This window comes from Streptomyces sp. NPDC003393 (assembly GCF_053589015.1).
This window is the reverse complement of sequence record NZ_JBSFRB010000013.1, coordinates 123,467-135,144: the sequence shown is the minus strand read 5'-3', so window position 1 is coordinate 135,144 and position 11,678 is coordinate 123,467. Positions and strand designations below refer to the sequence as shown.

At 67.1% G+C, this 11,678-nt stretch carries 8 protein-coding genes and 3 pseudogenes; 6 read left to right on the top strand and 5 right to left on the bottom strand.

Annotated elements, in window-relative coordinates; genetic code table 11:
• Window positions 1-71 precede the first annotated feature (71 nt).
• Window positions 72-653 carry a TetR/AcrR family transcriptional regulator gene (locus tag ACWDUZ_RS15965; RefSeq protein WP_451632398.1) on the bottom strand — a complete coding sequence of 194 codons (582 nt, stop codon included), beginning with the start codon at window positions 651-653 and terminating at the stop codon, window positions 72-74.
• 508 nt (window positions 654-1,161) lie between these two features.
• Here ACWDUZ_RS15965 and ACWDUZ_RS15960 point away from each other — a divergent pair.
• The 4 genes and pseudogenes from ACWDUZ_RS15960 to ACWDUZ_RS15945 form a co-directional block, all read left to right on the top strand.
• Window positions 1,162-1,758 (top strand): nuclear transport factor 2 family protein, encoded by a 597-nt coding sequence (locus tag ACWDUZ_RS15960; RefSeq protein ID WP_451632397.1) that lies wholly within the window; start codon window positions 1,162-1,164, stop codon window positions 1,756-1,758.
• 54 nt (window positions 1,759-1,812) lie between these two features.
• The gene (locus ACWDUZ_RS15955; RefSeq protein ID WP_451632396.1) at window positions 1,813-2,913 is read left to right on the top strand and encodes a Gfo/Idh/MocA family protein; all 1,101 of its coding nucleotides are present in this window, start codon (window positions 1,813-1,815) and stop codon (window positions 2,911-2,913) included.
• Between the two features lie 130 nt (window positions 2,914-3,043).
• A pseudogene (locus ACWDUZ_RS15950) lies at window positions 3,044-3,328 on the top strand (transposase); the annotation flags it as partial.
• Window positions 3,329-3,676: 348 nt separating this feature from the next.
• Window positions 3,677-4,131 (top strand): annotated as a pseudogene (locus ACWDUZ_RS15945) (transposase); the annotation flags it as partial.
• Here ACWDUZ_RS15945 and ACWDUZ_RS15940 read toward each other — a convergent pair.
• Window positions 4,131-5,618 (bottom strand): FAD-dependent monooxygenase, encoded by a 1,488-nt coding sequence (locus tag ACWDUZ_RS15940; RefSeq protein ID WP_451632395.1) that lies wholly within the window; start codon window positions 5,616-5,618, stop codon window positions 4,131-4,133. The pseudogene ACWDUZ_RS15945 and the gene ACWDUZ_RS15940 overlap by 1 nt on opposite strands.
• Window positions 5,619-5,980: 362 nt before the next feature.
• Between ACWDUZ_RS15940 and ACWDUZ_RS15935 the strand changes: the two genes are divergently transcribed.
• Window positions 5,981-6,808: an alpha/beta fold hydrolase gene (locus ACWDUZ_RS15935; RefSeq protein WP_451632394.1), complete on the top strand. Its 828-nt coding sequence runs from the start codon at window positions 5,981-5,983 to the stop codon at window positions 6,806-6,808.
• A gap of 605 nt (window positions 6,809-7,413) precedes the next feature.
• Here the strand turns inward: ACWDUZ_RS15935 and ACWDUZ_RS15930 are convergent.
• Window positions 7,414-8,001 (bottom strand): TetR/AcrR family transcriptional regulator, encoded by a 588-nt coding sequence (locus ACWDUZ_RS15930; RefSeq protein ID WP_451632393.1) that lies wholly within the window; start codon window positions 7,999-8,001, stop codon window positions 7,414-7,416.
• A gap of 332 nt (window positions 8,002-8,333) precedes the next feature.
• Here ACWDUZ_RS15930 and ACWDUZ_RS15925 point away from each other — a divergent pair, with 332 nt between their 5' ends.
• Window positions 8,334-9,083, top strand: coding sequence for a glucose 1-dehydrogenase (locus tag ACWDUZ_RS15925; RefSeq protein ID WP_451632392.1), 750 nt, complete (start codon window positions 8,334-8,336; stop codon window positions 9,081-9,083).
• A gap of 66 nt (window positions 9,084-9,149) precedes the next feature.
• Here the strand turns inward: ACWDUZ_RS15925 and ACWDUZ_RS15920 are convergent.
• Both ACWDUZ_RS15920 and ACWDUZ_RS15915 read right to left on the bottom strand, forming a co-directional pair.
• Window positions 9,150-9,907: pseudogene (locus ACWDUZ_RS15920) on the bottom strand (aldehyde dehydrogenase family protein); the annotation flags it as partial.
• Between the two features lie 295 nt (window positions 9,908-10,202).
• Entirely contained in the window at window positions 10,203-11,603 is a 1,401-nt protein-coding gene (locus ACWDUZ_RS15915) for an SLAC1 family transporter (RefSeq protein ID WP_451632391.1), read from the bottom strand.
• Between the last annotated feature and the right edge of the window lie 75 nt (window positions 11,604-11,678).

Sequence of the window (11,678 nt, the reverse complement as noted above, 5' to 3'; positions counted from 1 at the left end):
CCATAGAAGAAGACCCCGCTCCCGGCGAGACCCAGCGCCGGTCCCGGGCGGGCGGTCACGGCGCCGCAAACTCAGCCGAGGCAGTGCAGGGCGACCTCCGCAGCCCGCGTCAACGCGGTGCGATCGGCATTGATGGCACCCATCACCCGCAGCCCCTGGAAGGTCATGACGAGAAATCCGGCAAGATCCGCAGCGCTCCGGTCGGCCGCGATCTCACCGCGCCTTTGCGCCTCGGCGATCACTTCGAAGAGGGTGAGTTCCAGCAGCTGCGTGGTCGTGCGGAGTCTCTCGGCCACCTGGGCATCGCTGTGCGCTCGCTCCATGGCCGCTCCTACGATCAGGCAGGACGCCTGACCGGGGCCACAGGTGATCTCGTCTATCACCGCTTCGAAAGCCGCACGAACCGTCTCCCGCACGTCACCACCGGCGCGCAGCATCTCGATGAACGGCAGCGCGTAGCGCCGCCGGTACAAGTCCAGTGCCGCCAGGTAGAGACCTTCCTTGTTACCGAAGGCCGCGTACAGCGAACCACTGCCGATGTCCATGGCCTCGGCCAGATCCCGCACGGACGTGCCACCGTATCCAGTGTTCCGGAACGCCTCCATCGCCGCGGTGACGGCGGCTTCGGTGTCGAACTCACGAGTGCGTGCCATACACCCACCGTACCTCTATGAAGAACGATCGACAAATAATTTCTGGTCGTGTACCGCGCTGGTGATCCGACTGTGAGCTCGTCGGGCAACACGTGGGGTGTTTCGCGCACCAGGTCGCGGCGTTGGGTCATCACCGCGGCAAGCGCCGCAGAGTCTGGCACTGTCAGCGTGGCGTCCGAGCACCGGCGACAGGCCTGCGGAAGCGAGCACGGCCGTCGACCGGACCCTCCTCAGCCCGCCGCGGGCTGTCCCGCACCGCCGCCTCCGTCTGCCAGGTGTCCCGCCCTCATGGACCGAGTCGCGACGCCGCCTCAGAACGCTCGATACAGATATGCTCGCCTTTTCTTGCCATTCCGTTCCACATAGGGTTCACTGAGCTGAGGGCGCCTGACCGCGACACACCGATAGCGAGGCGCTTCCCTCGGCTGAGTGCCAGGCCGGCCGCTCCAGGGCCCCGAACTCAGTGACTGTCGCCCACGTACCGAGGCGGCATCGAAAGGAAACCAGCATGAGCACGCACGAACACCGCAATCCCTCGGCATGGCGCTCCCGTACGGTCGGCGCAGCCGCGGTAGCCGCACTGCTGGTCGGAGGAAGCGCGGGTGCGACGGCCTGGGCCTCCCAGTCGGCATCCACGGCGCATACCACTGCGGCCGGCGACGCGGCTACGGTGCAGCGGCTCGCTGACGTCGAGGACATCCGTCAGGTCAAGGCGCGCTACTTCCGCTACCTCGACAGCAAGCAGTGGTCCAAGCTGGCCGCCCTCTTCACCGCCCACCCCACCATCGATGTGGGCGCCAAGTACAGCAGCGGCAAGGAGCTCGCCGAGAAGACCGCAGCGCTCCTGGGTGACGCCCCGACCGCCCACCAGGGTTTCCTGCCCGAAATCCAGGTGCGCGGAAACCGTGCCACGGCGACCTGGGCGATGGAGGACTACGTGAGCTTCCCACCCGGATCCAGCTACAAGAACGGCTTCCACGGCTACGGTCAGTATCACGACACCTATCAGCGCATCAACGGCCACTGGTACATCTCCAGCACCGTGCTGTCCCGGTTCCGCGTGGACACCGTCCCCAACTGGACGACGTCCCCCGCACAGAAGTAGTCGCCGACCACCATCCCTCGGCCCGCGCAGGGCCACGCACACAGGAGTGAATACATGAGCACCATCGGTGTCGGAATCATCGGCGGCAGCCCCGGTGGCTGGGCCTCCATCAGCCACATTCCCGCCCTGAAGGCCCTGCGGGACTTCGAGCTGCGGGCTGTCAGCACCTCGCGGCGCGAGTCGGCGGACGCGGCCGCGCAGGAGTTCGGCGTCGAGGCGGCCTTCGACAACCACGCCGCGCTTCTGGCCCACCCGGGAGTCGACGTCGTCGTTGTAGCGGTAAAGGTCCCGCACCACCGGGAGCTGGTCTCCGCGGCGATCGATGCTGGAAAGACCGTCTACTCCGAGTGGCCGCTGGCCCTGAACCTTGCCGAGGCCACCGAGCTGACCCGACGTGCAGAGGCCGCCGGGGTGCGCACCGTCATCGGCCTCCAAGGGCGCTACCACCCCGAGTTGCGCTACGCACGGCGCCTGATCGAGGACGGCCGAATCGGCCGGGTCATCGGCACCACCCTGGTCGGGTCCGGCATGGTGTGGAACGGGCGGACCACTAAGGCGCACACGTACTGGTTCGACGACAGCCAGGGCGCGACTCCTCTCTCCGGCGCTGCTCTCCACGCCATCGACGCGCTCAACGTCACCCTCGGGGAGTTCCAGCACCTGTCGTCCAATCTGGTGCGCGGCCGCACGGAGGTGACCGTGACCGACGACGGCAACGCCGTCATCCCGGTGACGGCCCCGGACCAGATCTCTGTGCTCGGCACTCTCGAAAACGGCGCCGCAGCCTCGGTCTTCTACCGCGGTGGTACCTCGCGCGGCGACAACTTCCGCTGGGAGATCAACGGCACGGACGGTGACATCGTCCTGACCGCCCCCTGGGGCAACATTCAGGTGACCGACCTCACCCTCCAGGCCGGCTTCGGCGACGATGCGACAGTGTCGCCGCTCGAGGTACCCGCCGAGTACTCGGCGGGCATCCCCGACGGGCTCGTCGGTCCTGCCAGGAATGTGGCCGCGCTCTACACCCACCTGGGACGAGACCTTCGCGAGGGGACCAACATCGTTCCCGACTTCGCCTACGCCCACACCCGCCACCAGCTCATGGATGCCATCGCACATGCATCCCGGCAGAAGGCTGCGCAGAACCTCGTCTGAAAGGCGAACGGCACGCCGCACGCCAGATCCATGCGCTGCGGATCCATCCGCCGAATATGTAGCGGACGGTCGCTATTGATTGATCGATCCCTGCTGCTTGAGCGCCCGCGAGTCAGGACTGCGTGCGCCAGTGCACAGCAGCAGGGACGTCATCGATTGCCACGGGCGTCCCGCTCAGTCAACCGGCCCGGGCCAGAAGTGGGTGCCTCCCCCTGAGTCCACGCCCGGGACGACCTACAAGAGCATCGCCGCTGACCTGGGCATGAACAGGGCGACCCTGCGTGAGTGGGTGCTGCGGGACCGGGAACGTCGCGAAGTCGCCCCCGCGGCCGCTCGGCAGGGCAGGGCAGCGCTGGCCCGGGCAGGACCGTCGGCACCCTCCGCCGACCCGGACGAGCGGATCCGGCAGCTGGAGGCCCGGGTGGCCGAGCTTGAGGCGAGCGAGCGGAAACTGGCCACCGAGCGGGACATCCTGCGCAAGGCGGCCAAGTATTTCGCCGGGAAAACGAACTGGAAGCGGTTCAGGAGCTGTAATTTAACTACTGCCGGATTCGGGCCAATGCCTGAGCTCTGTGCGGTAGATGGGCTGTTGTGGCGATTCCGGATGAAGTCCCGGCGGTACTGGATGCGAAGTTCACGGTGGTGCTGCCGCATTTGGACGAGCGGCAGCGCCGTCTATATCTGGCTTCCGAGGCCGAGGCTCTAGTGTCTCGTGAACCGCCCCGTGTCAGGTAGAGACTCGATTCCGTGAAAGGATCGAGTCATGGCACGACCCTCCCGTTACCCGCTTGAGCTGCGCCGTCGCGCGGTGCGCATGGTTGCCGAAGTACGCGACCATTACCCGAATGAGACGGCCGCCTTGCAGGCGGTGACCGAGAAGCTCGGCATCGGTTCCCGCGAGACTCTGCGGAACTGGGTGAAGCAGCAAGAGATCGACGCGGGGCAGCGTCCGGGGACGACGACGGAGGAGTCCGCCCAGCTCAAGGCGCTGAAGAAGGAGAACGCCGAGCTGAAGCGGGCGAACGAGATCCTGAAGGCCGCGGCGAGTTTCTTCGCGGCCGAGCTCGACCGGCCACACACGCGCTCGTAGCGTTCATCGACGAGCACCGGGACCGCTTCGGCGGGGTCGAGCCGATCTGCAGGACGCTCACCGCACACGACTGCAAGATCGCCCCTTCCACGTACTACGCCCACAAGAAGCGCCTCCAAACGCCCTCTTAGTCGGGTGAAGGGGCTACAGAGCTGGAGCCCTGTGTGCCGCACCATTCGGTCAATGCTTTACTGGCCGCGTCGATGCGATGTTCAGGTGACTCGTCCGAGATGGCCCATGCGATATAGGCGTCTGGTCTGACCAGAACACTCTTTTTGGTAGCGCCCTTCGGGGATACGATCTCCACCTCGCCGGCCCACTCTGTGATCAGTGAGGGGAAGCGTTCCGTGTCGGACGGTGTGACAAGGACGAACCGTCGCTCACGGAGGGATTCGTAGAGTCTGCGTCCGTCGCTGAGGGGGACGTCAGGTGCCCGCTTCCCGACAAGGGGATGCGCGCCGACCTTGGCGGCGTAGGAAATGTCGATTCCCGAGATTGCCATGGCCAGTCGTCGGGCCACTGGTGGGGTTTGCAGCACCGTACGCGCTGACAAGTCACGGAGGCCGCACAATGCCCGTGGTGTGGTGAGGACGCCGCGGAGCAGTGCCCCGCTCATCCGCAGAACCCGGTGTCCCACCGGGTGCCGTTCGTTCTGATAGCTGTCGAGCAGGGTGTCTGGTGCGCGGCCACGCTGAACGGCTGCGAGTTTCCAGCTCAGGTTTGCGGAGTCCTGGATACTGGTGTTGAGGCCCATGCCGCCGGCCGGCGAATGGACATGGGCGGCGTCGCCAACGAGGAATACTCGGCCTACTCGGTAGCGGGGTGACTGGCGTTCGTCGCTGTGGAATCTGGAGAGCCAGCGAGGGTCGTGCATGCCGAAGTCGCTGCCGAGCGCCTGGCGGGCGACGTCTTTGATTTCTTCCAGATCGACCGATGCGTTGTCGGGCATGGGGTGGTGGCGATTCCAGGCCATGACCCTGAACCAGCCGTCGCCGAACGGGACGACAATGGCGAAGGCGTCTCCGGTCGCTGCCACGGTGGGCGGCTTCTTTGGCGGATCAGCCATCCGGACGTCTGCGAGCATCATGGAGCGAACGGCGGAGCGGCCGGGGAATGGCAGGCCGAGGGACTGGCGCACGCAGCTGTTTCGTCCGTCTGCGCCGACGACGAAGTCTGCGCGCAGGATGTGTTCGGCGCCGGCTGGTGTCTTCACGGTGACGTCGACACCGCTCGGGTCTTGCTGGACGCCGGTCACTTCGTGGGCCCGCATGATGTTCACGCCGTGTGTCAGGGCGCGGGACAGGAGCAGTCGCTCGGTGTTGTACTGGGGCGTCACGAGCACGTGGGGGTAACGGGTCGGCAGGTGCGACAGATCGATCCGCAGAAATTGCAAGATCGGGTTGCGGAGGCCGGTCAGCAGCAGGTCGTCGGCGAGGCCGCGGGCGTCCAGTTGCTCCATCGTTCGGGCGTGAACGGCGAATGCGCGTGTCAGTTGGGATTCCCCTTCTCGCCGTTCCACGACGGTGCAGCGCACTCCGGCCTCGGCCAGGTCACCTGCGAGCAGCAACCCCGCTGGACCAGCACCGACGACCAGCACGTCAACGTCGGATCCCATGTCCTGCCCTCCGCGTGTCACAGAACGAGTAGTAACGACCCGTGATCACCTGGCTGCCGTCCGCCACCAGTGGTGATGTTCAGGGCGGGTGGGTGACTGTGCCCGGGAGACTCACTCGAGTGGCGTACCGGTGAATTCTCCTGACCGTGGATGTGCCCGCGGCATGTAAGGACCACCGTACGAGACAGACCACGTCCTCGCCTGTCAGGCAACGGCCGTCCCACTCTTACCGAAGCGGTGTTTCCAGACGCGCTGAATCGCTGCCTCGCAATTATGTTGACCTCATGGGCGCCGCTTTCCCGTCACATCCCCGGAGGGCGTGAGCAAGGGGCCCGCGAGCGGACATCGAGAGGAGCGTAACCATGCCCTTCGCCACCGCCGAGGACGGCACGCAGATCTTCTACAAGGACTGGGGCTCGGGACAGCCCGTGCTCTTCTCCCACGGCTGGCCACTCACCGCCGACGCCTGGGACCCCCAGATGAAGCTCATGGCGGACAACGGATTCCGCGCCATCGCTCACGACCGGCGCGGTGGCGGACGCTCCGGTCAGCCCTGGGACGGCAACGACCTCGACACGTACGCCGACGACCTTGCGGCGGTCGTCGAAACCGAAGACCTGCGCGACATTATCCTGGTCGGGCACTCCACCGGCGGCGGCGAAGTCACCCGCTACATCGGCCGGCACGGCACGGCACGGGTCGCCAAACTGGTCCTGCTCGGCGCCATCCCGCCGCTGATGCTCAAGACGGAAGCCAACCCCGAGGGCCTGCCGATCGAGGTGTTCGACGAGATCCGCCAGGGTGTGCTCACGGACCGCTCGCAGTACTACAAGGACCTCAGTGCCCCGTTCTACGGTGCCAACCGTGAGGGCTCGACCGTCTCCCAGGGAACGCGTGACGAATTCTGGCTCTGGAGCATGACCGTCGGCATCAAGGGCGCCTACGACTGCATCGAGGCATTCTCCGAGACGGACACGACCGAGGACCTGAAGAAGGTCGATGTGCCGACACTGATCGTGCACGGCGACGACGACCAGATCGTGCCCATCGTCTCCGCGGGCGCCAAATCATCCAAGATCGTCAAGGGCGCGCAGTACAAGGTCTACGAGGGCGCACCTCATGGCCTTGCGATGGTGCCCAAGTACGCCGAGATCTTCAACAAGGACCTGCTTGAGTTCGCGCGCAGTTAGCGCCGTCCCCCGGTCCTGGGTCAACGGCGGCGCTGCCGTTAACTCAGGACCCTGCCGGCCAGTGGCGCTGTAAATTGGCCGCCGGGAGGGACGGTTCAAAGATGTCCCGGGCAACCATGTCCGGAGCGCCTGAAACTGGCTCGGCAGCCTGGGCGATGGGTTCGCCGTGTCAGCCGGTCGGGCTTGCGCCCTGCTGGAAGACGTTGATGGGGTTTCCGTCGTTGTCGCGGATCGCGGTCGAGATGCTGCCGTCGCCAGTTGGCGAATCGCCGTCGGCGTGCGGAAGTGAGGCGCGAGCGAGGTCCCGCGCGGACTTGGGTAGCCCGGAGACCGTGCCGTCAGGGCCCGCGCGCAATGGGCCGGCGCCGCCCGGCTGCCGGAGCGTCGTCCGGCCCGCGTTGCGGCGCAGCCGCCCGGCCGGAGTGCCTGCTCAAGGGCATGGTGAAAGGGGTAGACCGTCAACCGCGCTGGGACGGCTACCCGGGGCCACTCGTGGGGGTGTTCGGAGGGCAGTAATGCGCGTGCTCGCAGCCGGCTCAAGCGGGCCCACCCGGGTCCCTGCCGGTCGGCACGTCACCTGTGAAGGGTGCGGGCCCGCAGGATGGTCAGTGTCGGGAGAGCTGCTTGAGGGCGGCCTGGCTTATCTGCAGCAGAGCTGAGCCGTCCATGCCGGTCTTCGCGAGAAACTCGATGCCCTGCATGACGGCAAGGAGCAGCCGCCCGACCTCCTGGGCGTCCGCCCCCGGTTCGACCGTCCCCTCGTCCTGAGCTTCCTTCACGCAGGCGATCAGAAGATCTTCGACCGCTTGGTAGCTGCTCCGGGCCCGGGAGACGACGTACGGATCATTGCTGTGCAGCTCGGACGTGCTGTTGACCAGAAGGCAGCCGCGCCGCTGCGGGTCCTCCGTGAATCCCTTGGCCACGCCCTCAACGAGCAGGGTCAGGCGTTCGAAGGCCGTACCGGGCCCGGTCAGGACCGCCCGGACGCCGTTGAGCTGTTCGTCGCGGTACCCGTCCAGCACGTGCAGGAACAGCTGCCGCTTGTCGCCGAAGGCCCCGTACAGGCTCCCCTTGCCCAGTCCGGTGGCGTCCGTCAGGTCCTGCAGTGACGTAGCCGCGTACCCCTGATTCCAGAACTGCTCGCGCGCAGACTCCAGAACCTGGTTCTCGTCGAAATTCCGCGGTCGTCCCATGTTCAACAGCATACGCTCTTCTTGACCTATCGGTCCAGATCGTGGGCGCCCGGCTGCATGCGACACACAGGGGGGACAGGCTGGGTGGTGGCGGGGTGTGTGGCGCACGGCTGCCCCCGGCGCCCCAGCGTCCAGGCGGGTGGACCGGCGCCGGCCGGCTCGTCGCCGCTCGGCGGTGTGGATGCAGTCACGTTTTTGCCCGAGCGGTCCACAACGTAGTTCTTTACCGTACAGTCCATAAGTGGTCCGGGGCTGTCCGCTCCGGGCTGTAACACTGCAACGACACATGGTGCACGATTTTTGGCGTCTGCACCGGACAGGGATAAGCGATCATGGGACAGCTTGACGGGAAGACGGCAGTCGTCACCGGAGGCAACAGCGGAATCGGACTGGCCACAGCCAAGCGATTCGCGCGTGAGGGCGCGCACGTGTTCATCACCGGCCGTCGGCAGGAGGCCCTCGACGCCGCGCTGGCCGAGATCGGTGGGGAAGCCACCGCCGTCCAGGGCGACATCGCGAACCTCGCGGACATCGACCGCCTCTACGCGGCTGTCGCCGAGCAAGGCCGGTCCATCGACGTACTGTTCGCCAACGCGGGCGGCGGTGAGTTCGCCGCGCTTGAGCAGGTCACCGAGGAGCACTTCGACACCACCTTCAACATCAACGTGCGAGGCATGCTCTTCACCGTCCAGAAGGCCATTCCGCTGCTCAACGACGGCGCCTCGGTGATCCTGACCGGATCGACTGCCGCTACCTCGGGCGGCGCGTCCTTCGGCGTATACGCAGCCTCCAAGGCCGCGGTCCGTTCCTTCTCCCGCACCTGGGCCAACGAACTCAGCGGCCGCGCGATCCGAGTGAACACCCTGGTTCCCGGCCCGATCGTCACCCCGGGCATCACCGGCCTGGCCGCAGACGCCGACCAGGCCGCGAAGATGAGGGACGTCTTCGCCAGCCAGATTCCGCTGGGCCGGATGGGGCACCCGGACGAGGCCGCAGCTGCCGCACTGTTTCTCGCCAGCAATGAGAGCAGCTTCGTGACCGGATCCGAGCTGTTCGTCGATGGCGGACTCAACCAGATCTGATCGCCGCAAGAGAATGCATTGTGCCCGCCCGGCAAAGACAAGAGCGTGTCCGCGTCACGGTCACGCGGCTGCGACGATACGCGGCAACAGCCGGTCGAACACCGCGGCGTCAGCTATCACACGCTGCACAGAGATACAGGACTGTCCGCCCTGGTAGTTGGAGAACGTAGCGATGCGCGCGGCGGCCCGGTCAAGATCCTCGTCGCTCGTAAAGTCGGCCAACACCACGGCAGCACCGTTCCCGCCGAGCTCCAACGTGCAGTGCTTTCTGGGAACGGAGTCCATGATGGCGTACCCGACCCTCTCGGAGCCGGTGAACGAGATAACGAGCAGGCGCTCGTCCTGCACCAGCCCCCGCATCCGGTCATTGGCGACCGGCAGGATGCTCCATGAACCGGCCGGCAGTTCGGTCTCGGCAAGGAGGTCACCGATGATCAGACCCGTCAGCGGAGTATCGGGCGCCGGCTTCAGGATGATCGGGGCGCCGGCCGCGATAGCCGGGGCGACTTTGTGGGCACACTGGTTCAGCGGGGAGTTGAACGGCGTGATCCACCCAGCACAACGCCTTTCGGGAAGCAGCGGGTGAGCGCCAGTCGGGCCTGGCCGCTGGCGTCAGTGTCGTGCCGCTGAGCCTCACCGCTATTGAAGCGGCGGGCTTCCTCCGCGGCGAGCCGGAACACGGACACCGCACGGCCGACCTCTACGCGAGTCCACTTGATCGGCTTTCCGTTCTCCGCGGAGATGAGCTGCGCGATCTCCTCGCTGCGCGCCATAAGGCGCTTGCTCACGTGGTCGAGCGCGGCGGCACGGACATATGCGGGAGTACAGCGTTGCGCAAGGAGTGGGAAGGCATCTGACAGCACACCGCAGGTGAGGACCGGAAGACCGTCCGGCCGTCGGCGGACCGATCGGCTCGCGCCACGAACGCGCATCACCGTCCCGGCCGGTCGCTCCGCCAGCGTCGCACGAACAAGCTGCCCGGATCATGTTTCGAGCCCGGTCGGCTTTGCTTCATGCACCCACACGCCCCGCGCGGGAACGTGGTCACCGCCGGCTTCAGTCGCGCATGCGTCCCGGGCGCCGTGCAGAGCAGGCCCGCAGCGAGGTGCAGCCGACTGCTCAGCTCTCCTCGTGCGCCAGCGTCAGATCGAAGACGTCCCGGCCGCTGCCTTCGAGGGAAAGAGGCATGGCCTGCGCCGGATATCCCGCAGCCACGACGGTGTAATGGTTTCCGTCGAGGTCGGTGAAGGCATAGGAGCCGTCCGCGGCGGTCAGGGTCACGCCGACGACGTCGCCGGCCGGGTCGAGAAGAGTGACACGGGCCTCCGGGATCGGGCGGCCGCCGGCGGTGGTACGGACGGTGCCCCGGAGCTCGATCGCCCCGTCGAACCGCACGTCCGGTTCGACACCCCTCCGGCGCGCATGCCCGGCCACGGGCCGGTGCCACATGTGCACGGCGGCATGGCGAAGAGAGTGGCCTGCCACGACCACCCAGGCGATGACCAGCAGCCCGTAGAACAACACGGCCACCCAGGCGAACACGTCCGAACCGGTCCGCGCCGCGAGGGCGCAGGTGGCGGTCACGCAGGCGCCCACCGGGAAGATGAAGGACCACCAGGTGGGCGCGAAAGGCAGCCCGGCCCAGATCGTCCGCACCGTCAGCCCCGCGGCCAGCACGACCCACAGCATGGCGAAGCCCCAGACCACGATCCCGCCCAGCAGCGCGAGCACCTCGGTGCCCCGCGCATAGGGCGCGGGCAGCACGCCCGGCGCCGCAGTCGCCAGCGCGCCGAGGGCCGTCACCGACTGTCCCAACGCCCCCGCCCCGATCCACACCGTGGGCACCGCCGTACCAGCGGGTGCCTCGTGGTGCACCAGCCGACCGTAGATCATGGCGAGCACCAGCAGCGTGGCGACGAGGCCGAGCCCGAGCATCGCGTAGCAGCCCAACAGCAGGGCGAGCCGTAGCTGTCCCGCCGGTGCGTGAGGGACGAGCAGCGCGCCCGTAGCGGCCGAGACCATCGGCGGCACCACCGGCATCAGCCAGCCTCCGAACGCGGCGTCCGGCCCGAAGCGGTGCCGCGTGACCATCAGATAAGGCACCGTGCATGCCGTGACGAGCCCGAGTACGGTGCCGAGCGACCACAGCACCCAGTCCACGTCCAGCGCCGCCTCGGCCCCGATCAGCCGACGGCCGAGCAGAAGAGACCCGGCGCCCACCGTGAGCAGTGCCATCGGAGCCGCGCCGAAGAACTGGGCCATCACCGGATCACCGGCGTGCAACCGCAGCGCCCGCTGCCGGAGGTAACCGACGGCCAGCAGTGTCAGCAGGAGCGCGGCGCCCAGCCAGACCACCGTGGCGGCGGTCAGCAGTCCGTGGAATGTCCATGGCAGGGTGACCGCCGCGTCGGCGACGACCCCGGTGCCCATCACTGCTGCGAACCAACTGGGGCCGAGGAGCCGACGCTTCGTACTGTCTGCCGTAGGTGCGGGAGGGCCGGCGCACGGGGAACCATTCATTCGCCGAACCCTATGGTCGGGTCGCTGCGCCCATGTCGATCATGTCCTGATGTAAGCGCCGCATGGCACACATCG

Excerpts from the sequence above, each read along its gene's own strand:
- ACWDUZ_RS15965 (WP_451632398.1), bottom strand. The coding sequence starts at position 653 with ATGGCACGCACTCGTGAGTTCGACACCGAAGCCGCCGTCACCGCGGCG.
- ACWDUZ_RS15960 (WP_451632397.1), top strand. The coding sequence starts at position 1,162 with ATGAGCACGCACGAACACCGCAATCCCTCGGCATGGCGCTCCCGTACG.
- ACWDUZ_RS15955 (WP_451632396.1), top strand. The coding sequence starts at position 1,813 with ATGAGCACCATCGGTGTCGGAATCATCGGCGGCAGCCCCGGTGGCTGG.
- ACWDUZ_RS15940 (WP_451632395.1), bottom strand. The coding sequence starts at position 5,618 with ATGGGATCCGACGTTGACGTGCTGGTCGTCGGTGCTGGTCCAGCGGGG.
- ACWDUZ_RS15935 (WP_451632394.1), top strand. The coding sequence starts at position 5,981 with ATGCCCTTCGCCACCGCCGAGGACGGCACGCAGATCTTCTACAAGGAC.
- ACWDUZ_RS15930 (WP_451632393.1), bottom strand. The coding sequence starts at position 8,001 with ATGGGACGACCGCGGAATTTCGACGAGAACCAGGTTCTGGAGTCTGCG.
- ACWDUZ_RS15925 (WP_451632392.1), top strand. The coding sequence starts at position 8,334 with ATGGGACAGCTTGACGGGAAGACGGCAGTCGTCACCGGAGGCAACAGC.
- ACWDUZ_RS15915 (WP_451632391.1), bottom strand. The coding sequence starts at position 11,603 with ATGAATGGTTCCCCGTGCGCCGGCCCTCCCGCACCTACGGCAGACAGT.